The following is a 21151-nucleotide window of genomic DNA, read 5'->3' on the forward strand; positions in this document are numbered from 1 at the left end:
GCGGTTTTGCTGGTATTGCGGGAGGTTCAACATTCGATGACGTTCACGGCGAGGCCACCGCGCGACGTCTCCTTGTATTTCGTCTTCATATCGGCGCCGGTCTCGCGCATGGTCCGGATCACGCTGTCGAGCGACACCACGTGCTTGCCGTCGCCCTTCATCGCGAGGCGCGCCGCGTTGATCGCCTTGATCGCGCCCATCGCGTTGCGCTCGATGCACGGGATCTGCACGAGCCCGCCGACCGGGTCGCAGGTCATGCCGAGGTTGTGTTCCATGCCGATTTCGGCGGCGTTCTCGACCTGCGCGGGCGTGCCGCCCATCACGGCCGCGAGCGCCGCGGCGGCCATCGAGCAGGCCACGCCCACTTCACCCTGGCAGCCCACTTCGGCGCCGGAGATCGACGCGGTTTCCTTGTAGATGATGCCAATCGCCGCGGCGGTCAGCAGGAAGTCGACGATGCCGGCGTCGTTCGCCGCATGCATGAACTTCACGTAGTAGTGCAGCACCGCCGGAATCACGCCGGCCGCGCCATTGGTCGGCGCGGTGACGACCCGGCCGCCCGCGGCGTTTTCCTCGTTGACGGCCATCGCGTACAGGTTGACCCAGTCGAGCATCGACAGCGGATCGCGCAGCGATTCTTCGGAGCGTGCGCGCAGACGCTCGCTCAGCTCGGCCGCGCGGCGCTTCACGTGCATCGGGCCGGGCAACTCGCCGCTCACCTTGCATCCGCGCTCGACGCACGTGGCCATGGTGCGCCAGATCGCCAGCAGGCCTTCGCGCACTTCGGCCTCGGAACGCGTCGCGCATTCGTTGCGCAGCGTCACTTCGGCAATCGACAGACCGCTTTCGCGGCACACGCGCATCAGATCGGCGCCGGTGCGAAACGGATGCGGCACCTCGGTGCTCGTGCGCTGGCCGTTCACGCGATCGCCGTCGCGATTGACGACGAAGCCGCCGCCGATCGAGAAATACTCTTTTTCGACCAGCAGTTGACCGTTTTCGTCGAAGGCCTGGAAGCGCATGCCGTTCGGATGCGCGAAGCCCGAACCCGGAGCGCCCGGCATCAGCTTGCGGTAGAAGCCGATATGCTCGCGCTCGTCGAACGCGACCGGATGCTTGCCGAGCAGCACGAGTTGCCTCGTCGCCCGGATCGCCTGCAACCGCGGCTCGATCAGGTCGGGATCGAGCCGGTCGGGCAGATTGCCTTCGAGCCCGAGCAGCACCGCCTTGTCGCTGCCGTGGCCCTTGCCGGTCGCGCCGAGCGAGCCGAACAGCTCGGCTCTGACGCGCCGCACGAAGCCGAGCAGATTCGCGTCCTCGATATGTGACGCGAAGCGGCACGCGGCGATCATCGGCCCGACCGTGTGCGAGCTGGACGGACCGATGCCGATCTTGAACAGATCGAAGACGCTGACGTTCATGGCTTGCCTTGTGCGTTGTGTCCTGAACATTGCGATGGCCGGAAGCGCTTCAACCTGATTCGGGCGCCCGGATGGAATGTGCGCCTATTGCACCGCACGGCGGCCCGGATCGATAGAATAAAAACGGCATCGCGGTGGGATGGCATCGTCAAGTGAGCCTCGGGGCGGGCCGCCCGCCAGGCGTCGCGACGCATTTGCGATGGCTTGCGACGCATTTGCGACAGGCGCTCCGATTACGACCGGCATTGCCGAGGGTCCGCGGTGCTATGCTTGTCTTCACCCATTCGGGTAACCTTCGTTCCTCTTTCGCAGCTCTTTTCGCCGATCCGCCGCGCGCATGAATTCCGCTGAAACGCTCGTCCCTCCCTCGCTCGACACTGCCACGAAGCAGCGCATCCGCTTCGGCATCATCCTGCTGCCGAACTTCACGCTGACCGCTTTCTCCGGTTTCGTCGACCTGCTGCGCCTGTCCGCCGACGAAGGCGACTTCAGCAAGCCGGTGCGCTGTTCGTGGAGCGTGATCGGGGAAACCCTTGCTCCGGTGCGCGCGAGTTGCGGCATCCAGATCACGCCGTGGGAAACCTTCGACACCGCCGAGAAGTTCGACTACGTGGTGGTGGTCGGCGGATTGCTGCACTCGGGGCCGGCCGCGAGCGAGGCGACGCTTGCGTTCATCCGTCGCGCCGCCGCCCGCGACGCGACGCTGGTCGGCATGTGCACCGGCGTGTTTTCGCTGATGCGCGCGGGCGTGCTCGACGGCTATCGAATCTGCGTGAGCTGGTTTCACTACTGGGATTTCATCGAGCGCTTTCCGTCGGTCGACGAACAGATGCTGGTCGCGGACCGGTTGTTCGTGATCGACCGGCGGCGCATCACGTGTTCGGGCGGGCGCGCATCGATCGACGTCGCCGCCGCGATCCTGCTGCGGCATTTCGAAACCGCCACGGTGCAGAAGGCGCTGCGCATCCTGCTGGTCGACGACATGCAGAAAGGTAACGCGCCGCAGCCGCATCCGCCCGGTCTCGCGCCGGCCTCGCATCCGAAGGTGAAGCGCGCGATTCTGCTGATGGAGCAGCACGTAGGCCGCGCGCTGTCGCTCGATGAACTGGCGCGCAAGCTCGATCTGTCGCCGCGCCAGTTGGAACGGCTGTTCAAGGCGCAGACCGGCAAGGCGCCGCAGGCCTACGCGAAGCTGGTGCGCCTGCGCACCGCCGCGTGGCTGTTGACGAGTTCGGACAAGACCGTCGCCGATATCGCGTCGAGCTGCGGCTTTTCGGACGCCTCGCACCTGGGACGGGAATTCCGCAAACAGTTCGGCGTGCCGCCGATGATGTATCGAGAGCAGCGCGGCACAGCGGCGCAAGCCGACGACGGCTCGTGCTACGACGAAACGTTTCCGGGCCGCGCGCAGGCAATCTGAATTCGCGCGGCATGCAAGAGCCCCGCGCGCGCTACTCCGACGAGCGCCGCTCGACGCTTGGCGCATGCCCGAACTGCGCGCGATACGCCTTGCTGAAATGACACGGCGAATGAAAACCGCACACGGTGGTCACGCGCGCGATCGATGTGTCGGTATTGCGAAGCAGGTCGCGCGCGCGGCGCAACCGCAGGCTCAGGTAGTAATGCGTCGGCGACACGTTCAGGAACAGCTTGAACATTCGCTGCAAATGGCGCTGCGACAGGTTGACGAGCCGCGCGAGTTCATCGAGCGAGAGCGGCTCCTCGATGTTCGCTTCCATCAGCCGCACCACTTCGATCAGTTCGGCCCGCGACAGGCCGACCCGCGCGTCGACCGGGATGTGCTGGTAGTCGGTCGAGCCGCGAATCCGCTCGACGATGAACTGCTCCGACACCTGCGCGGCCACCGCGGCCCCCAGCCGCATGCCGACCAGATGCAGCATCAGATCGAGCGGCGCGGTGCCGCCGGTGCAGGTCAGCCGGTCACGGTCGATCACGAACAGTTCGTCGTCGAAATGCACGTGCGGATAGCGCTGGTGCAATGGCGACATGTCCTCCCAATGCACGGTCGCGCGATAGCCGTCGAGGAGCCCGGCCGCGAGCAGCGCATACGGACCCGTGCAGATGCCGCCGAGCGGCACGCGGTGCGCGGCCGCCTCGCGCAGCAACGCGATCACCGCGTCGTTCACATACTCGCGCACGTGCCAGCCCGCGCACACGAACAGCAGATCCGGCATGCCGGCCTCGGCGAGCGTGGTGGTCGGCTTCACCGTGATGCCATTGCTCGCGCTCGCCGGCTCGCCGTCCGGCGTGATCACCGACCACCGGTAGTGCTGCGCGCGGCCCACGTAGTTCGCCATGCGCAACACCTCGACCGCGCTCGTGAACGCGATCATCGAAAAGTTCGGCAGCGTCAGGAAGCCTACGTGCGCGACCGCGGACAGGCGCGCATCTGCTTCGGCTTCGGCTGCGGCGATTGCATCGCGTTTCATAGGCTCGTCGGACAGGTGCATCTGATCAGCGTATCAGCGTATCAGCCGTGTTGCGCCGCCGGTTCCCGGCGCACTCTCAGTGCATTGCGCAATCCCGCGAACAGCGGTGCGCGTGCCTTGCCCGGCGCCCGGCCGAAGCTCTCGGTGATGCGGTCCAGGATGATCGCCAGCATCACGACCGACATGCCGCTTTCGAAGCCTAGCCCGATATCGAGCCGCTGGATGCTCGCGAGCACGTCGTTGCCGAGACCGCCCGCACCGACCATCGACGCGATGATCACCATCGACAGCGCCATCATGATGGTCTGGTTCACGCCGGTCATGATCGACGGCAGCGCGTTCGGAAACTGCACCTTGTACAGCAGTTGCCACGGCGTGCAGCCGAACGCCTGCCCCGCTTCGACGATTTCGTGATTCACGTGCTTGATGCCGAGCGCGGTCAGACGCACCGCGGGCGGCATCGCGAAGATCACCGTCGACAGGATGCCCGGCACGCGGCCGAGGCCGAACAGCATCGCGGCCGGAATCAGATAGACGAATGCGGGCATCGTCTGCATCAGATCGAGCACCGGGCGCACGACCATTTCGACGGTGCGGCTCTTTGCCATCCAGATGCCGAGCGGCACGCCAAGCACGAGACTGATCACCGTCGACGACAGCGTGAGGCCGAGCGTGATCACCATCTGATCCCAGAAGCCGGTGCCGTAGATCAACAGCAGCGCCGCCAGCGTGAACAGCGCGAAGCGCCAGCCGACCCGCCACAAGCCGATGCCGACGAAGAACGCCATCAGCGCCCACATCGGCACGGCCTGCAAACCGTGCTCGACCGCCGCGGCGAAACTTTCGATGACCTTGCCGATCGTGTCGAAGGTCTGGGCATCGTGATCGAGCAGGTAGTGAACGCCGTGATCGACCCAGGCGCCAAGTGGAATGACTTCAGACATGTGAACCTCGATGGCGCGTAAGAACGTTCAGCACGTTCGTCTGGTTGATCGAACCGCAGTAGGAGCCGTCCGCTTCGACGACCGGCAGCGGCGCGCGGCTCGCCGCCACGCGCTCGACCACGTCGTTGAGCGGCGTGCTGCGGTGAATGCATTCGATCTGGTTGAGCCGCGGCGACGCGCTGCCCGTCGCGTCGCGGCACACGAAGCCGCGGAGCCTGCGCTCGCTGTCGAGCACGAACGCGTAGTCGGCGCTGCCGTTCAGCGTCGCGGCCACACTCGCCGCATCGACCTGCGGCGCATGCATCAGCGGCACGGCGTCGGTCTGCATCAGATCGCCGGCCGTCAGATAGCGGCTCGTGTCGATGCCTTCGAAGAACGCGCGCACGTAGTCGTCGGCCGGGTTCTTGATGATTTCCTGCGGCGTGCCGATCTGCACGACGCGCCCGCCCTCCATGATCGCGATGCGCGTGCCGATGCGCATCGCCTCCTCCAGATCGTGCGACACGAACAGGATCGTGCGCTGCTGCTCGCGCTGCAGATCGAGCAGCACGTTCTGCATCTCCTTGCGCTTGAGCGGATCGAGCGCGGAGAACGCCTCGTCCATGATCATCAGCGACGGGTTGACCGTGAGCGCCCGCGCGAGCCCGACGCGCTGCTGCATGCCGCCCGACAGCTCGGCGGGCAGCTTGTGCGCGAACGTTGCGAGCCCGACCTGCTCGAGCACCGTCAGCGCCCGCGCCTCGCGCTCCTTGCGCCCGACGCCCGCGACTTCGAGCCCGAACGCCGCGTTGGCCAGCACGTTGCGCTGCGGCATCAGCGCGAAGGACTGGAACACCATGCTCATATCCTTGCGGCGCAGCGCTGTCAGTTCGGCGCGCGGCACGCTCGCAACATCGCGGCCGTCGATCAGCACCTTGCCGGCGCTCGGCTCGACGAGCCGATTGATCAGGCGAATCAGCGTCGACTTGCCTGAGCCGGACAGGCCCATCAGCACGAAGATCTCGCCCTCGCGAACCTCGAACGACGCGTTGTGAACGCCGACGATCTGGCCGGTGCGGGCAAACACCTCCTCTTTCGTGGCGCCGCCGGCCAGCATCGCGAGCGCCTGTTTCGGGTTACTGCCGAAGACCTTGCACAGCCCTTCGACCACGACCTTGGGGGAATTCATCGGTTGCTCTCCTCGCTTGCGGACGTCCGTCCGCGCTGTGCCTACATAGTTGCCAGAAAAAAGTGCGACTAGCCGACTAATTCCGACAACCACATGTGGAAATGCGACACCCGGGCGCGCCATGAGCACTCGACGCGGCGAGGAAAGCCTTATGGGAGAAGGGATTGGCGCGGATTGACCAGCGCGCGGCGTGTGTCGCGACAGAGCAAGCCTCGCTCCCGGACGGCGGCGAGCGCGACGCGCTCGCGCTGGGTGAACCGCTCAGGAAATCGAAACGCCCAGCAAACGTCCGACGCCGAACGTAAACCCCGCCGCGATCAGCCCGATGACGATCTGGCGCAGCGCCGAAAAGCCCGCGCTGCGGCCGTTGAACAGCGACGTGAACACGCCGATCGACGCGAGCGCCAGCATGCTCAGCACGACACACTGCACGATCGCGCTGACGCCGTGCGTCCACAGAAAAGGCATCACCGGAAAAATCGCGCCGAGCGAGAACAGACAGAACGACACGCCCGCCGCCGACCACGGATTGCCGCCCAGTTCCGCCGGATCGAGACCGAGCTCCTCACGCGTGAGGGTGTCGAGCGCCTTGTCCTTGTCGCGCATCATCTGCGAGGCCACGCGTTTCGCCTCGTTCGCGTCGAGCCCTTTCGCGCGGTAGATCAGCGCGAGCTCGTGCTCCTCCGCTTCGGGCTGTTCTTCGATCTCCTCGGCTTCCTTCGCGATCTGCGTGCTCGCGAGTTCGCGCGCATTGGTGACCGAAAGCCATTCGCCGAGCGCCATCGAACAGGCCCCGGCGATCAGCCCGGCGAGGCCGGTCAACAGGATCGCCTTGTTGCCGGTGCCCGCGCCGGCGATGCCCATGATCAGGCAGAAGTTGGACACGAGACCATCGTTCGCGCCGAGCACCGCCGCGCGCAGATCGTTGCCCGACGCGGCGCCCTTGTGCCACGACTCGGCCTCGGCAATACGCGCGCCGGACGACAGCTTGGAATTGCCGGTGCTCGCGAGCGTTTGCACGACCGCCGCGTGATGATGCTCATCAGCCGACATGCGGCCCGCGTCGCGTTGGCCTTGATATTTGTTGCGGTCCGCGTATTCGGCGGCGGCGAGCGTCGGCAGAACGAAGTCCGCGCCGCACAGGCGCACGAGCCCCTTCATCAGGCGCGTTTTGACCGCATGCCCATGGCCTTTCGGTTCGATGCCGTTGGCCCTGAGCTTGTCGGCCCACACTTGCGCGTGGCTGTGTTCGGATTGCGCGAGATCCTGATAGACCTGCTTGCGGGTCTCGTCTTTCTCGACGTTCGCAAGCGTCTCATAGAGGGCGGCGCTGTGCAGTTCGTCGGAGAGATTCGCCTTGTAGCGTTTCACTTCATGCTTCGTTGCCATGATCACGTTCCCCGCGGATCGCGTTGCTGACGGCAAAGCCTAACCGATCCGTGAACAGCGGCCGGAAAAGCCCTAAAGCTTGGGGTGAGCGAGAAGCAATATTGATTGGCTGCGATTGACCCGCATCCGGACAGCGAATCGAATGCCGTACGGAATCGCGATAGTGTGAACCTCGAAAACACCCGGCGCTTCATCGATGATCAACATCGCGCCGGGCGTCCGCTCGTCCGTTACTGGCTGGCCGGTGCGGCAGCGCCAACGCCGGCCTTCTTCTGCGCCGCCTGCAGCTTGTCCGGATAGTTCGGATCGTTCTGCGCCGGCTGGTAGCCCGCCTCTTCGAGTTTCTTCAGCTCGGCGTTCTTTTTCGCGCGAGCCTGTTTGCGCGCTTCCTTGCGCTCGGCCTTGGTCGGCTTCGGGGCGCTCGTTGCGCCTTCCTGGGCTGCGGCATCCGTCGAACCCTGTGCGAGCGCGAGCGGCATCGTGCCGGCCACCAGTGCGACGACCGAGACGCCAAGCATGATTCGTTTAATCGCGAAGCTCTTCATAACGGATATTCCTTAAAAAGAATGGGCAATAACGTACGAGTCCGTCTGCGAATCGTGAACCACCAAAGCGGGTCGCGCGGCGTGGCCGCGAACCCGTCAACGGAAGCTTACAGTCAAATAGCGGGACGCGGGTGGCAAGGGTCGATGCCCCGGTTCGTCGCTCCATCATCGGCGATCCACAGGCGGAATCCCCTAACGCCCAATCCTATTTGTTTCTGCATTGCAGAACTATGCGACGGTACATCCTTACCCCTCCTCAAACATCGTAATCGGCAAATCCTTCTCTATTACAAAGACTTACGATGCAAATGAAACGCATCTTTCGATTTAGGTACTTTCCCTATTCACGCCTGCATTGCAGTACTTCTGGCGGTTTCCCTCGTTGACACAGCACGAACGGTCGTGCCAAATTTCGCATGCATTTCGTGCGCAAGCAAATCGAATCGGAGCGGCCGTTCATCGCTCGACACATCCGCCAACAGGAGAGCAGCAAAACACAAGAAGCGCCTTCGAGCCGATTCGTACTCCCCGCAGTCCACCCGAACATTGGCATTCCTTATCGGATTGCCGGGGTGCGTCATTGCCCGCCGAAATTGCACCGCGCAGCGCACTGCAGAACCCGTTTCACCGTTTGCCCGACAACGTAAAAACAAGGAGACACGCAGCATGCCGGCAAGTCATTGCAACAGGGTGGGAGCCATTCTTGGTCTGGTGGGTGCATGTGCGCTAGGCGCGGCGCAGGGAGCCCATGCGCAAAGCAGCGTGACGCTGTACGGGATCGTCGACGCATCGTTGCTGTACACGAACAAAACGCTCAACGCGGCCACCGGTCAGAGCGCCGGTCATCAATACTCGTTCACCGATAGCGGCCTGTCCGGCTCGCGTTTCGGCATGCGGGGCGCCGAGGATCTCGGCGGCGGCATGCGTGCGATCTTCCAGCTCGAAAGCGGCTTCAGCGTCGCCAACGGTTCGCTGAACAACTCGAACGGCAACCTGTTCGGCCGCCAGGCGTGGATCGGCATCGACAGCCGCTTCGGTACGGTCAAAGCGGGCTTGCAGTTCTCGCCGTTCTTCCTGTCGGTGTACGACTTCGATCCGCGCGAGATGGCGTACTTCGGCAGCGGCCTCGTCACCTATCTGAACAACGTCTACGTGACGGGTCTGTTCAACCCGAACGGCATTTCGTACACGTCGCCGGAAATAGCGGGCTTGCAGGCGAGCGCGATGTTTGCATTCGGCGGCACCGCGGGCGACTTCCAGGCAGGCCGCCAATACTCGGCGAGTCTGCGCTATCACCTGGGCGGCCTGACGATCGACGGCGCGCTCTACAGCGGCAACGCGGGCGGCAGCGCCGCGGCGATCGCGATACCTAGCGCAGTCGAATTCATGGGCCGCGCGCTCGGTGCGCGCTATACGTTCTCCAACCTGACCTTGAAGGCGTCGTACACGCAGTACAAGGTCGCGGGCTCGTTCAACAATCGCGTCTTCTCCGGCGGCGCGAGCTACGGCATCACACCAGCGTTGAATATCGACGCAGGCATCTGGGTCACGCGCGATGCGAACGAAGGGGCGAACAATTCGATCCTCGCGTCGACCGGGCTCTTGTATTCGTTGTCGAAGGCGACGGTCACGTATGCGCAGGTCGGCTTCGTGACCAATCACGGCGGCATGCATACGGGGCTGTCGGTCAACAACGCGCTGAACCTGCCGACCGGCACGACCGCCGGCGTGAACATCGGCATCCGCCATACGTTCTGAACGAAGCAGGTGCGCCGCGCGAGCGGCGCGCCGGATTGGGCGTGAACATTCTGCATTGCAGAATCGGAGCATTGATGAAGCACTGTCGCGGGTCGCGCCCGATCCAACGGATCCTGTCTCGAAGCCGGCGGCACCCAATGCTGTGCGCGTGGCTCCGCGCGCGAAAACATGCGGTTATGCGGTCTTCATCCGCGACCTCAGTGACTTCCCCAATAATCCGCAATGCAGAACAACTCCACACAAAAATTGATTGACGGAAAGCGAACGCCCGTGCCAAATTTGTTCCGCTCCGCCGCCCTTCGCGATGCGCAGTTCGCAGCCGAAGGTGCGTTTTCAAGCATCGGCTGTCGTCGTCCGGATTGAAGTGCCGCGGCACGCGCCGAAAGCCAACACGATGCGCACCCTGTGTGTCCCAGTGGGAGGATGTCGAAGCGTGGATATGTTCTTGCAGCAGGTCCTCAACGGCTTGACGCTAGGCGGCATTTACAGCCTCGTCGCGCTGGGTCTCACTCTCGTCTACGGCATCCTTGCTGTGCCGAACTTCGCGCACGGCGCGTTCTACATGGTCGGCGCGTTCGTGTCGTTCTATCTGATGAGCCGGCTCGGCCTGAACTACTGGCTCGCGATGATCGGCTCCGGCATCGCGGTCGCCCTGCTGGCGATCCTAGCCGAGCGGCTCGTGTTTCATCCGCTGCGCAAGTCCTCCGAGTTGCATCCGATGATCGCCGCGATCGGCTTGCTGCTGTTTCTCGAAGCCGGTGCGCAAGCACTTTGGGGCGCGGATTTTCACCGGATGCCGGCGCCTTATACCGGCATCGTCGAGCTCGGCAGCGTCAGCGCGCCGTTGCAGCGGCTGCTGATCATCGGCGCGGCCTTCGCGCTCGTCGTGCTGCTGCAGCTGTTCCTGCGCTTCACCGTGATCGGCGCGAGCATCATCGCAATGGCGCAGGATCGCGAAGGCGCATCGCTGATGGGCATCGACACCAACAAGGTGACGATGCTCACGTTCGGCATCTCGGGCCTGCTCGCGGCCGTCGCCGCGACGCTCTATGCGCCGATCAACCTCGTCTATCCGGCGATGGGTCAGCTCGTGATCCTGAAAGCGTTCGTGATCATCATTCTCGGCGGCATGGGCAGCGTGCCGGGTGCGATCGTCGGCGGGCTCATCATCGGCATGGCCGAGAGCTTCGGCGCCTTCTATATCTCGACCGACTACAAGGACATCATCGCGTTCGTGCTGCTGGTGGTGATTCTGTCGGTACGTCCCCAGGGACTCTTCACGAGGGAACTGCGCGCATCATGAGACTCTTCGAGGGCAAGACGGGCTGGACACTTCTGTTCGCGCTAGGGCTCGCGTTTCCGTTCGCCGCGACCAACGACTACATGCTGACCGTGATGTCCACCGCGTACATCTTCGCGCTGGCGACGGTGGGCCTGAACCTGATCACCGGCTACACCGGCCAGTTCAATCTCGCGCACGGCAGCTTCATGGCGCTCGGCGCGTATACGGTGGGCATCCTGACGGTCGATCATCAGGTGCCGTTCTGGCTCGCACTCGTCGCGGCCGGCGCGGTGGTCGCGGTGTTCGGCGCAGTGGTCGGGCTCGTGTCGCTGCGTTTGCGTGGCCACTACTTTTCGATTTTCACGCTGTGCGTCGGCTACATCATGTTTCTCGTGATCGAGAAGTGGGACTCGCTCACGCATGGCGTGACGGACATCATCGGCATTCCTGCGCCGTCGGGTTTCGGCCTCGTGTCGTTCGACACGCCCCGCGCGCTGTACTACCTGACGTTCGCGTTCCTCGTGCTCGGCGTGTGGCTGATGCATCGCATCGTCAACTCGCTCGTCGGCCGCACCTTCATGGCGATCCGCAACAGCGACGGCCTCGCGCAATCGCTCGGCATCAACCTGATGCGCAACAAGGTGCTCGCGTTCGTGCTGTCGGTCGTCTATGCCGGGCTCGCGGGCGGACTCTATGCGGGCGCCGTGCGCTTCCTCGGCCCGGACCTCGCGGGCGTCGAGCATACGTTCGACATGACGATGTACATGCTGGTCGGCGGCATCGGCACGCTCGCGGGTCCGCTGCTCGGCGCGCTGCTGGTGCCCTGGCTCACGCAGTACCTGCAGTTCCTGCAGGAGTATCGCTTCGTGGTGTTCGGTCCGATCCTGATCGCGCTGGTGATATTTCTGCCGAACGGCATCGTCGGGCTGTATCAGTCGCGCAAGCATCGGCGCGCGCGGCGTGCCGTACCGGCCAACGGCCGCAGCACCGTTCATTCGACGCAGCAGCCGCAGCCCACGCATGGAGACCGGCATGCTTGAAATCGACTCGCTCAGCAAGCGCTTTGGCGGTCTCGTCGCGGTCGACGACGTCAGCACGCGCATCGAGGCAGGCAGGATCAACGCGATCATCGGACCGAACGGCGCGGGCAAGACCACGTTCTTCAATCTGATCAGCGGCACGCATCTGCCGAGTTCAGGACGGATCGTTTTCAAAGGCGAGGACGTGACGAAGCTCGGCGCCGACAGCATGGCGCGGCTCGGCGTCGCACGCACGTTTCAGTCGACCGCGCTATTCGATCGCGCGAGCGTGCTCGACAACCTGATCGTCGGCCACCGGCTGCGCACGCAATCGGGGCTGTGGGACGTACTTTTGCATACGCGGCGTCTGAAGCACGAAGAGCGCATCTGCCGCGACAAGGCGCGCGAAGCACTCGACTTCGTCGGCCTGTCCGCGCTCGCCGATCGGCTCGCCGGCGACATCTCGCAGGAAGAGCGCAAGCGCGTCGCGGTTGCGCTGGCGCTCGCCACCGAGCCGAGCCTGATGCTGCTCGACGAACCCGCCGGCGGCGTCAATCCCGAGGAGACCGAAGGCCTGGCCGAGCTGATCCGCAAGCTCGTCCGACACGGCGTCACGGTGTGCCTCGTCGAACACAAGATGAACATGATCATGAAGCTCGCGGACCGCATCATGGTGCTGAACTACGGCCGCAAGATCGCCGAGGGCACGCCTGCCGAGATTCGCGCGAACCCGGCCGTGATCGACGCTTACCTCGGGAGCGAGCATGCTGAAGTTTGACAACGTATCGCTCGATTACGGCAGTTTCCGCGCGCTCGACGGCATCAGCCTGCATGCCGGCGACGGCGAACTCGTCGTGCTGCTCGGCGCCAACGGTGCGGGCAAGAGTTCGATCTTCCTGACGACCAGCGGCCTGCGCCGTGCGGCCGCGGGCAGCCTGCGGTTGGGAAACCGCGAACTGCTCGGCATGACGCCCGCGCAAATCGTGAGGAGCGGCGTGATCCAGTGTCCGGAGGGACGCAAGCTGTTTCCGGGCATGTCGGTGCTGAAGAACCTCACGCTCGGCGCGTACGTGCATCGCGGCGACAGCGCCGGCAACCGGCGCAATCTCGAACACGTGTTCAGCCTCTTTCCGCTGCTCGCCGAACGCAAGGATCACGCGGCCGGCTCGCTCTCTGGCGGTCAGCAGCAGATGGTCGCGATTGCCCGCGCGCTGATGGCGCGGCCGAAAGTGCTGCTGCTGGACGAACCGTCGCTCGGCCTGGCTCCGCTCGTCGTCAAGCAGGTCTTCGACGTGATCCAGCAGATCAACCACGCGGGCACCACGGTACTGCTCGCCGAACAGAACGCGTTCGCCGCGCTGAAGATCGCGCACCGCGCGTACGTGATCGAAAACGGCCGCATCGTGCTCGAAGGCGATCAGGCGAGCCTGATGAACAACGAGGCGGTGCGGCGCGCGTACGTCGGCGGATAAAGCGGGTTGGACGCGCCGATGCGCGCGCATTCGAACAACACCTGGTCATTCAGGACATTCCATAGGAGACACGTATGACGAACCAACGCCCGAGCGTTCGCGCCGGACTGCTTGCGATCGCTGCCGCCACCGCCCTGTTCGGCTGCGGCGCCGTGATGGCGCAGCAGGTCGTGCACATCGGCTACTCCGGTCCGCTGAGCGGCGGCGCGGCGAAGTACGGCCAGGAAGTGCTCGACGGCATGCAGATGGCCGCCGCCGATGTGAACCAGGCCGGCATCGACGTCGCAGGCAAAAAGATCAAACTCGAAATCGTGCCGCTCGACGACAAATACAATCCGAGCGAAACCGCGATCAACGCGCGGCGTCTCGCCCAGGAGCAGCAAGCCGTGGTCGTGCTGGTGCCGCATTCGGGCGGCGGCTTCGCGGTGCAGACCAGTAACGAGCAGCAGAAGCTGTTGCTGCTGTCGTACACGAGCGTGCCGCAGATCAGCGAGCGTGGCAACAAGCTGACCGTGCACATTCCGCCCGCGTTCACGTCGTATCTGGACTCGTTCATCAAGTATGAAATGAAGACGTACGGCAAGAAGGCCGCGCTCGCCGCGACCGATACCGACTATGGCAAGGTCTGGGTCGCCGCGTTCAAGCCCGCGTGGGAAGCGGCCGGCGGCACGATCGTCGCGGACAACGCGATGTCGTATAACCGCGCGACGGATTTCTACAGCGGCGTGAGCCGCGTGCTCGCGGCAAAGCCGGACGTGATGTTCATCGGCGGACCGTCGGAGCCGACCGGCCTCGTCGCGCAGCAGGCGCGCGAACTCGGCTTCAAGGGCGGCTTCATCGTCATGGACCAGGCCAAGCTCGACGAAGTCGCGAAGGTCACGAACGGCTACACACCGCTGAACGGCGCGATCGGCGTGTTGCCGCTCGCCGACGACACGACGCCGAACGCGAAGTCGTTCGTCGAGCGGTTCCGCAAGACGCACGGCGGGCGTGATCCTAGCCAGGAGGTGTCGCTGAATTACACGGCCGTGTATGCGACCGCGCTCGCGATGAAACTCGCCGGCACGACCAGCGATGCCACCGCGATTCGCAATCAGTTCGACAAGGCCGTGAAGGCACTGCCGCCGCAAAACAACCCGCAAAGCGTGGCGGGGGTCGACGAGCATGGCGGCTTCGTGCTCGGCAATCCGCTCGCGGCGGTGGTCGAGGGTGGACAGTTGAAGGAGGCGACGCTGAGTTCGCTGACGGCGGCGAAGTAACGGGCGCGGTCAGCCCCGCATGAAAAAAGCGCCGTGAATTTCAGTTCACGGCGCTTTTGTTTGTGCTTTACGTTTGACCTTCTATCCCCGCAACGCCGCCACGATCTGCTCGCGCACCTGCGGCCGCTCGGCAAACGGATCGGTCGGATTGCGCGGCGTGACGATATCTTCGGCACGCGTCTTCACCGCATTCAATGCATGCGGATGCGAGTAGATATAGAACTGCTCGTCACGGATCGCATCGAACACCATCGCCGCGACCGCTTGCGCGCTGATCTTGCCCGAGCTGACCGCCTTCTCGCTCAACGAACGGGCGACGCGTTGCGACAGCGTCGGCGCCGTGTCGTTCGCGAGATCGGCCGGACGGTTGCGCTGCGCGTTCGCGATGCCGGTAGGCACGAAGTACGGACAGAGCACCGAGCACGCGACCTGCTGCGTGACAAGAGATAGATCCTGGTACAGCGATTCGGTCAGCGCCACGACCGCGTGCTTCGATACGTTGTACGGCCCCATCAGCGGCGGCGCGAGCAGTCCCGCCATCGACGCCGTATTGACGATATGCCCGCGATAGCCGGCATCGCGCTTCGCCTGATCCAGCATCAGCGGCGTGAACGCGCGCACGCCGTGTATCACGCCCCACAGATTGACGCCGAGCAGCCACTGCCAGTCGCGCTCGGTGTTCTCCCACACGAGCCCGCCGTTGCCGCCGACGCCCGCATTGTTGAACACCAGATGCACGCCGCCGAACGCATCGAGCGTGGCGCGCGCGAGCGCGTCGACCTCGTCGCCGTTCGCGACGTCGACGCGGCGCGCGATCGCCTGTGCGCCGGACGCCGTGACTTCGGCGAGGGTTTCATCGAGCGCATCCTGCTGCACGTCGGCGAGCACGAGCCGCATGCCGAGCTTCGTGCCGAGCCGCGCGAACTCGCGGCCGAAGCCTGAGCCCGCGCCCGTGATCACCGCGACCTTGTCTGCGAATTGGTTCATGCGTTGTCCTGTTTCAGAATTGATTGGGATTGCGCTTCGAGCGTGATACCTCAACGCGAAACCGGATAGAACTGCTCACGCAACTCCCGCTTCAGCACCTTGCCGATCGGGCTGCGCGGCAAACTGTCGAGAAACGTCAGCGCAGACAGCCGCTGCATCTTGCCCACCCGCGTGTTCACCCATTCGAGCAGCCCTGCCGCGCTGATCCGCGCGTGCGCACGCGGCACGACGAACGCGACCGGCGTCTCTCCCCATTGCTCCGAGTGCGCGCCGATCACGGCCGCGTCCGCGACCTCGGGATGCTGGCGCAACTCGCCTTCGAGATCGCTCGGGTACACGTTGAAGCCGCCCGAAATGATCATGTCCTTCTTGCGATCGAGCAGCGTCAGAAAACCGTCGGCGTCGAAGCGGCCCATGTCGCCGGTACGAATGAAGCGCTTGCCGCTCGGGTCGTACCACTCGGCTTCGGCGGTCTTGTCGGGCTGGCGGTAGTAGCCGGTCATCATCGCCGGCGAATGGCCGACCACTTCACCGACCTCGCCCATCGGCACCTCGTTGCCGCGTTCGTCGATCAGGCGGATGTCGTGCCCCTCCATCGGCCGGCCGACCGAATGCAGCTTGTCCGGCCACTGATCGGCTTCGAGCTGACACGAGCCGCCGCCTTCGGTCATCCCGTAGTACTCGGTCAAACGACCCGGCCAGCGGCGCACGATGTCGGCCTTCAGGCTCGCGGCGAACGGCGCGCTCGTGCAGAACTTCGCCTGAAAACTCGACAGGTCATAGCGGTCGAACTCCGCATGCGCCATCAGGCGCTGATACTGCACCGGCACCAGCATCGTGTGCGTGACGCGGTGGCGTTGCGCGAGTTCGAGGTAGCGCGTCGCCTCGAACTTCGGCATCAGCACGACGGTGCCGCCGAAGGTCAGCGTCGGCATGAAGCTCACCAGCGTCGTGTTCGAATAGAGCGGCGTGGAGATCAGCGTGATCGCGTCGGGACCATAACCGCGTTGGACGCTGCGCACCGCGTAGGCCCAGCGCATGCCGTGCGACTGCACGATGCCCTTCGGCGTGCCGGTCGTGCCCGACGAGTAGATGATGTTGAACGGCCATGCCGGATCGATCGTCACCGGCGTGGGCGCGGTGCCTTGCGGTGCGAGCCATGCGTCGAGTGCCACGCTGCCCGCGTGTCCATCGAGCGCGACCGGTGTTGCGCCGATGTCCGCCGCGACCGGATCGAGCAGGCGCTTCACGTCGGCATCGAGAAACAGCAGCCGCGCAGCCGAATTTCCGATCATGGCGACAAGGCTCGCCGCGCTCGACGAAGGCGCGAGCGGCGCGACCGCGGCGCCCGCGCGCAAGCCGCCGAGAAACGCGACCACGTAATCGACCGATGCGCTCGCACACAGCGCGATCGCATCGCGAGGCTCGATGCCATCGCGTTGCAATGCGGCGGCGAAGCGCTCGACGCGCGCATCGAGCGCCGCGTAGGTGACGACCTCGTCGCCGCAGATCAACGCCGCGTGCTCGCCACGCGTTTTCGCAAAGCGACGCAGCATGTCGGTGATACAGACGAACGGTTCGTCCATCAAGCTATCGAGCCAATTCATTGCGCGGCGCCTCCGTTGCCGGCCTGAGCAGCCGCGCGCGCCGCATCCTCCTCCTGCAGCTTGCGCCACAGAATCTTGCCGCTGCCCGATTTCGGCAACGATGCGACGAACTCGACGATACGCGGCGCCTTGTACGCGGCCATCTGTTGATGCGCCCAGTCGATGATCTCCTGCGCGCCGATCTTGCCTGCCTGCGCCGCCGTCGGCACGACCAGCGCCTTGACGGTCTCGCCACGCTTTTCGTCTTTCACGCCGATCACGCAGACTTCGTGAATCGCCGGATGGCGGTACATCAGCGCCTCGACCTCGGCCGGCCAGACCTTGTAGCCCGACGCGTTGATCATGCGTTTGAGGCGGTCGGTCATGAAGAAATAACCGTCCTCATCGATATGACCGAGGTCGCCCGTGCGCAGAAAACGCTTGCCGTCGAGTTCGATGAACGCTTCGTCGGTGGCCTTCTGATTGCGCCAGTAGCCGCGCATCACCTGCGGCGCGTTGACGACGATCTCGCCGGTCTCGCCTTGCGGCAACTCCTGCAACGTGACCGGATCGATCACGCGCGAATCGACGTCGAACACCGGAATGCCGAGACACTGCGGCTTCGGACGATGCGGAGGGTTGATGTGCGTGCCCGCGATCGTCTCCGACATGCCGTAGCCCTCGACGTAGTCGAGCCCGGTCAGCGTCTTCAGCTTCTTCGCGATCGCGTCAGGCATCGCCGCGCCGCCGCCACGCGCGCCGGACAAGCTCGACAGATCGTATTCGCCGAGCCGCGGATTCGACAGGAAATCGACCATCATCGTCGAGATCGACTGCCACGCGCTGATCCGGTAGCGCTGCATGCAGACCGCGGCGCAATCCCGATCCCAGCGCGACATCACGACGATCGTCGTGGCCGAATACACCGCACTGTTCATGCCGCCCTGCATGCCGGTCACATGAAAAAACGGCAGCACCGACAGATGCACGCCATCGGCCACCGCGCCGAACCACACGCAGCCCCCAAGCAGCGTGCTCATCACGCTGCGATGCGTATGCATGCAGCCCTTGGGCCGGCCGGTCGTGCCCGACGTGTACGGCATCACACACAGATCGTCGGGACCTGTGGTGAGCGGACCGGGCGCGAGGCGTCGATCGAGCGCATCCTGCCACGCCGTGACGCCCGCGCGCTCGATCCTCTTGCGCGGCGCCGCGACGAATTCGGGCACCGCGATCGGCGACGGCCGTTTCAGATAATCGCTATATGTCGCGACGATCGCATGCTCGAGCCCCTGCTCCGGCCCATCGCCGATCAACGGCTCGACGTTGTCGAACAGACACTGCGGCGCGATGATCGTCGTCGCGCCGCTATCCTCGACGTAGTGCGCGAGCTCCGTGCCCATGTTCATCGGATTGACCGGCACCACCACTGCGTTCGCGCGCAGAATGCCGTAGTACGCGACGATCCACTGCGGACTGTTCTGCATGTACAGCAACACGCGATCGCCGGACTTCACGCCGCACTCGTGCTGCAGAAAACCGGCGAGACGCTCGGTCTCGTCCTTGAACTCGGCGAACGTGATCGGCGAGTCGTAATAGATGATGAACGGCTTGTCGGGAAAACGCGCCGCCGAGACTTCGGCGTTGTAGTAAAGATTGGTGTGCGGCAGCGTCAGATGCAGCGGCACTTGCGGCGGCCAATGCGGGTAATGGCGTTCGTTCATGGGCGTCTCCGGCTTTTTCTGCGCACGCGTGCGCGCGACCCGTCACGCGTGGGGTTCGTGAATTGAAAAGCGACCTGGGCTCAGCGTTCGAGATAACGCCCTAGTTCCATGCTCGCAATCGCATTGCGATGCACTTCGTCGGGACCATCCGCGAAACGCAGCGTGCGCGAGCTCGCGTAGGCGCGCGCGAGACCGAAGTCGTCGCTGACCGCGCCGCCGCCGTGCGCCTGCATCGCCCAATCGATCACCTGGCAGGCCATGCCCGGCGCCGCGACCTTGATCATCGCGATCTCCTGGCGCGCGTCCTTGTTGCCGACCGTGTCCATCTTGTACGCGGCGTTCAGCACCAGAAAACGCGTCTGGTCGATCATGATCCGCGCGTTCGCGATCCGCTCGCGCGTCACGCCCTGCTCCGCGATCGGCTTGCCGAATGCGACGCGATCGAGCGAACGACGGCACATTGCTTCGAGCGCGCGCTCGGCGCGTCCGATCAGGCGCATGCAGTGATGGATACGGCCAGGACCTAGCCGACCCTGCGCGATCTCGAAGCCGCGTCCTTCGCCGAGCAGCATGTTGCTCGCCGGTACGCGCACGTTGTCGAACACGATATCGGCGTGACCGTGCGGCGCGTCGTCGTAACCGAACACCGGCAGATGACGCAGCACTTTGACGCCCGGTGTTTCCATCGGCACCAGAATCATCGATTGCTGCTGATGGCGGTTCGGATGATCGGCATTCGACTTGCCCATGAAGATCAGGATCTTGCAGCGCGGATCGTTCGCGCCCGAGGTCCACCATTTGCGGCCGTTCAGCACATAGTGATCGCCGTCGCGCACGATGCTCGCGGCGATATTGGTCGCATCCGATGACGCGACCTCCGGCTCCGTCATCGCGAACGCCGAGCGGATCGAGCCGTCGAGCAGCGGCAGCAGCCACTGCTGTTGCTGCTCGGGGCTCGCGTAGCGCACCAGCGTCTCCATGTTGCCGGTGTCGGGCGCCGAGCAGTTGAACGGCTCGGCGCCGATATGCGAGCGCCCCATGATTTCGCATAGCGGCGCGTATTCGAGGTTCGTGAGCCCGGCGCCGTATTTCGATTCCGGCAGAAACAGGTTCCACAGACCGGCGGCTTTCGCTTTCTCCTTCAACTCGTCGATCACCGGCGCGGGCTGCCAGCGATTGCCGGCTTCGCGCGCGGCATCCATTTGCGCTTCGAACACCGCTTCGGCCGGATACACGTATTCGTCCATGAACGCGGTCAGACGCTTCTGCAGGCTCTTGACCTTGTCCGAGTACTCGAAATTCATGCAACGTCTCCAGGGTTGTTATTCGGCCGCACGCGTCGCGTGCGGCGCCAGAACGTTGCGCGGACTCAGACGATGATCGAACCGCCATCCACCGCCAGATACTGACCGGTGATGTGCCGCGACGCCTCGCTCGCGAGAAACACCACAGGGCCTTTCAGATCCTCGTCGCCGCCGAGCCGCCGCAGCGGCGTGCGTGCGACGATCGCGTCTTCGAGCTTGTCGAGCAGTCCCGCCGACATCTTCGACGGGAAGAAGCCCGGGCAAATTGCGTTGACGTTGATGTTGTACTTGCCCCACTCCGCCGCCAGCGCACGCGTGAAATTGATCGCCGCGGCCTTCGACGTGTTGTAGGCAATCGTGTTCATGCCCGGCGGCGAGCCCTTCAAGCCGGCCACCGACGCGACGTTGATGATCTTGCCCGCGCGGCGCGGGATCATGCTGCGCTTGCCGACTTCGCGCGCGAGAAAGAACGGCGCGTTGACGTTCAGATTCATCACCTTGTGCCACGCGTCGTCGGGGTAATCTTCGGCGGGCGCGCCCCAGGTGGCACCCGCGTTGTTGATGAGGATATCGATGCACCCATGCGCGCCCATGACCTCGTCGACGAGACCCGGAATGCCCTCGAAGCGCTGCAGATCGTTGATGATGGTCCGCACTTCGATACCGCGCCCCTGCAGATGCGCTTTCGCTTCCTCGAGTTCGCCGGCCTTGCGCGCGGTGATCGCGACGCGGCAGCCCATTTCGCCGAGCGCTTCGGCCATTTGCAGACCGAGCCCGCGCGAACCGCCGGTGATCAAGGCAACCTTGCCGTCGAGTTGAAACAGGTCCTTCACTGACATGCGT

At 64.5% G+C, this 21151-nt stretch carries 18 protein-coding genes; 7 read left to right on the top strand and 11 right to left on the bottom strand.

Translation table 11 applies throughout. The features are described from left to right. Positions 1–26: 26 nt before the first annotated feature. On the bottom strand, positions 27–1421 hold the full coding sequence (locus L0U84_RS27960; RefSeq protein WP_233854843.1) for an L-serine ammonia-lyase: 1395 nt from the start codon (positions 1419–1421) through the stop codon (positions 27–29). A gap of 337 nt (positions 1422–1758) precedes the next feature. Here L0U84_RS27960 and L0U84_RS27965 point away from each other — a divergent pair, with 337 nt between their 5' ends. Further along, positions 1759–2841 carry a GlxA family transcriptional regulator gene (locus tag L0U84_RS27965; protein ID WP_233854845.1) on the top strand — a complete coding sequence of 361 codons (1083 nt, stop codon included), beginning with the start codon at positions 1759–1761 and terminating at the stop codon, positions 2839–2841. 31 nt (positions 2842–2872) lie between these two features. Here L0U84_RS27965 and L0U84_RS27970 read toward each other — a convergent pair whose 3' ends face one another. The 5 genes from L0U84_RS27970 to L0U84_RS27990 form a co-directional block, all read right to left on the bottom strand. Then, entirely contained in the window at positions 2873–3871 is a 999-nt protein-coding gene (locus tag L0U84_RS27970) for a GlxA family transcriptional regulator (RefSeq protein WP_233854847.1), read from the bottom strand. A 41-nt stretch (positions 3872–3912) separates the two neighbouring features. Continuing rightward, positions 3913–4815 carry a choline ABC transporter permease subunit gene (gene choW, locus L0U84_RS27975; protein ID WP_233854849.1) on the bottom strand — a complete coding sequence of 301 codons (903 nt, stop codon included), beginning with the start codon at positions 4813–4815 and terminating at the stop codon, positions 3913–3915. Then, positions 4808–5983 (bottom strand): quaternary amine ABC transporter ATP-binding protein, encoded by a 1176-nt coding sequence (locus L0U84_RS27980; RefSeq protein ID WP_233854851.1) that lies wholly within the window; start codon positions 5981–5983, stop codon positions 4808–4810. Before L0U84_RS27980 ends, choW begins: the two co-directional genes overlap by 8 nt. Before the next feature lie 261 nt (positions 5984–6244). Next, a complete protein-coding gene (locus L0U84_RS27985) occupies positions 6245–7372 on the bottom strand; it encodes a VIT1/CCC1 transporter family protein (RefSeq protein ID WP_233854854.1) in 1128 nt (375 codons plus the stop codon). Between the two features lie 230 nt (positions 7373–7602). Beyond that, positions 7603–7917 (bottom strand): hypothetical protein, encoded by a 315-nt coding sequence (locus tag L0U84_RS27990; protein ID WP_233854856.1) that lies wholly within the window; start codon positions 7915–7917, stop codon positions 7603–7605. Between the two features lie 666 nt (positions 7918–8583). Here L0U84_RS27990 and L0U84_RS27995 point away from each other — a divergent pair. The 6 genes from L0U84_RS27995 to L0U84_RS28020 all read left to right on the top strand — a co-directional run bounded on the left by L0U84_RS27995 (position 8584) and on the right by L0U84_RS28020 (position 14707). After that, positions 8584–9675 (top strand): porin, encoded by a 1092-nt coding sequence (locus tag L0U84_RS27995; protein WP_233854858.1) that lies wholly within the window; start codon positions 8584–8586, stop codon positions 9673–9675. Between the two features lie 439 nt (positions 9676–10114). After that, entirely contained in the window at positions 10115–10978 is an 864-nt protein-coding gene (locus L0U84_RS28000; protein WP_267940060.1) for a branched-chain amino acid ABC transporter permease, read from the top strand. After that, on the top strand, positions 10975–11997 hold the full coding sequence (locus L0U84_RS28005; RefSeq protein WP_233854862.1) for a branched-chain amino acid ABC transporter permease: 1023 nt from the start codon (positions 10975–10977) through the stop codon (positions 11995–11997). The genes L0U84_RS28000 and L0U84_RS28005 overlap by 4 nt, the downstream gene beginning before the upstream one ends. After that, on the top strand, positions 11990–12754 hold the full coding sequence (locus L0U84_RS28010) for an ABC transporter ATP-binding protein (protein WP_233854864.1): 765 nt from the start codon (positions 11990–11992) through the stop codon (positions 12752–12754). The genes L0U84_RS28005 and L0U84_RS28010 overlap by 8 nt, the downstream gene beginning before the upstream one ends. Then, a complete protein-coding gene (locus L0U84_RS28015; protein ID WP_233854866.1) occupies positions 12741–13448 on the top strand; it encodes an ABC transporter ATP-binding protein in 708 nt (235 codons plus the stop codon). Before L0U84_RS28010 ends, L0U84_RS28015 begins: the two co-directional genes overlap by 14 nt. A gap of 74 nt (positions 13449–13522) precedes the next feature. Beyond that, positions 13523–14707 carry an ABC transporter substrate-binding protein gene (locus L0U84_RS28020; protein ID WP_233854868.1) on the top strand — a complete coding sequence of 395 codons (1185 nt, stop codon included), beginning with the start codon at positions 13523–13525 and terminating at the stop codon, positions 14705–14707. 81 nt (positions 14708–14788) lie between these two features. Here L0U84_RS28020 and L0U84_RS28025 read toward each other — a convergent pair whose 3' ends face one another. The 5 genes from L0U84_RS28025 to L0U84_RS28045 all read right to left on the bottom strand — a co-directional run bounded on the left by L0U84_RS28025 (position 14789) and on the right by L0U84_RS28045 (position 21147). Next, complete coding sequence (locus tag L0U84_RS28025) at positions 14789–15694, bottom strand: SDR family oxidoreductase (RefSeq protein WP_233854870.1); 906 nt, start codon at positions 15692–15694, stop codon at positions 14789–14791. A 50-nt stretch (positions 15695–15744) separates the two neighbouring features. Next, positions 15745–17301, bottom strand: coding sequence for a class I adenylate-forming enzyme family protein (locus tag L0U84_RS28030; RefSeq protein ID WP_233854872.1), 1557 nt, complete (start codon positions 17299–17301; stop codon positions 15745–15747). Then, the gene (locus L0U84_RS28035) at positions 17298–19004 is read right to left on the bottom strand and encodes a long-chain fatty acid--CoA ligase (RefSeq protein WP_233854874.1); all 1707 of its coding nucleotides are present in this window, start codon (positions 19002–19004) and stop codon (positions 17298–17300) included. The genes L0U84_RS28030 and L0U84_RS28035 overlap by 4 nt, the downstream gene beginning before the upstream one ends. An 80-nt stretch (positions 19005–19084) precedes the next feature. Further along, positions 19085–20308: an acyl-CoA dehydrogenase family protein gene (locus L0U84_RS28040; RefSeq protein ID WP_233854876.1), complete on the bottom strand. Its 1224-nt coding sequence runs from the start codon at positions 20306–20308 to the stop codon at positions 19085–19087. A gap of 65 nt (positions 20309–20373) precedes the next feature. Continuing rightward, positions 20374–21147, bottom strand: coding sequence for an SDR family oxidoreductase (locus L0U84_RS28045; RefSeq protein WP_233854878.1), 774 nt, complete (start codon positions 21145–21147; stop codon positions 20374–20376). Between the last annotated feature and the right edge of the window lie 4 nt (positions 21148–21151).

It is taken from the genome of Paraburkholderia sp. HD33-4, from assembly GCF_021390635.1.
Classification (GTDB): domain Bacteria; phylum Pseudomonadota; class Gammaproteobacteria; order Burkholderiales; family Burkholderiaceae; genus Paraburkholderia.

What these genes read in the sequence shown, in the direction of transcription:
- L0U84_RS28035 (WP_233854874.1), bottom strand. Translation starts at nt 19,004, where the DNA reads ATGAACGAACGCCATTACCCGCATTGGCCGCCGCAAGTGCCGCTGCAT.
- L0U84_RS28020 (WP_233854868.1), top strand. Translation starts at nt 13,523, where the DNA reads ATGACGAACCAACGCCCGAGCGTTCGCGCCGGACTGCTTGCGATCGCT.
- L0U84_RS28000 (WP_267940060.1), top strand. Translation starts at nt 10,115, where the DNA reads ATGTTCTTGCAGCAGGTCCTCAACGGCTTGACGCTAGGCGGCATTTAC.
- L0U84_RS27980 (WP_233854851.1), bottom strand. Translation starts at nt 5,983, where the DNA reads ATGAATTCCCCCAAGGTCGTGGTCGAAGGGCTGTGCAAGGTCTTCGGC.
- L0U84_RS28030 (WP_233854872.1), bottom strand. Translation starts at nt 17,301, where the DNA reads ATGAATTGGCTCGATAGCTTGATGGACGAACCGTTCGTCTGTATCACC.
- L0U84_RS28005 (WP_233854862.1), top strand. Translation starts at nt 10,975, where the DNA reads ATGAGACTCTTCGAGGGCAAGACGGGCTGGACACTTCTGTTCGCGCTA.
- L0U84_RS27995 (WP_233854858.1), top strand. Translation starts at nt 8,584, where the DNA reads ATGCCGGCAAGTCATTGCAACAGGGTGGGAGCCATTCTTGGTCTGGTG.
- choW (WP_233854849.1), bottom strand. Translation starts at nt 4,815, where the DNA reads ATGTCTGAAGTCATTCCACTTGGCGCCTGGGTCGATCACGGCGTTCAC.
- L0U84_RS28010 (WP_233854864.1), top strand. Translation starts at nt 11,990, where the DNA reads ATGCTTGAAATCGACTCGCTCAGCAAGCGCTTTGGCGGTCTCGTCGCG.
- L0U84_RS27985 (WP_233854854.1), bottom strand. Translation starts at nt 7,372, where the DNA reads ATGGCAACGAAGCATGAAGTGAAACGCTACAAGGCGAATCTCTCCGAC.
- L0U84_RS28015 (WP_233854866.1), top strand. Translation starts at nt 12,741, where the DNA reads ATGCTGAAGTTTGACAACGTATCGCTCGATTACGGCAGTTTCCGCGCG.
- L0U84_RS27990 (WP_233854856.1), bottom strand. Translation starts at nt 7,917, where the DNA reads ATGAAGAGCTTCGCGATTAAACGAATCATGCTTGGCGTCTCGGTCGTC.
- L0U84_RS28040 (WP_233854876.1), bottom strand. Translation starts at nt 20,308, where the DNA reads ATGAATTTCGAGTACTCGGACAAGGTCAAGAGCCTGCAGAAGCGTCTG.
- L0U84_RS27970 (WP_233854847.1), bottom strand. Translation starts at nt 3,871, where the DNA reads ATGAAACGCGATGCAATCGCCGCAGCCGAAGCCGAAGCAGATGCGCGC.
- L0U84_RS28025 (WP_233854870.1), bottom strand. Translation starts at nt 15,694, where the DNA reads ATGAACCAATTCGCAGACAAGGTCGCGGTGATCACGGGCGCGGGCTCA.
- L0U84_RS27965 (WP_233854845.1), top strand. Translation starts at nt 1,759, where the DNA reads ATGAATTCCGCTGAAACGCTCGTCCCTCCCTCGCTCGACACTGCCACG.
- L0U84_RS27960 (WP_233854843.1), bottom strand. Translation starts at nt 1,421, where the DNA reads ATGAACGTCAGCGTCTTCGATCTGTTCAAGATCGGCATCGGTCCGTCC.
- L0U84_RS28045 (WP_233854878.1), bottom strand. Translation starts at nt 21,147, where the DNA reads ATGTCAGTGAAGGACCTGTTTCAACTCGACGGCAAGGTTGCCTTGATC.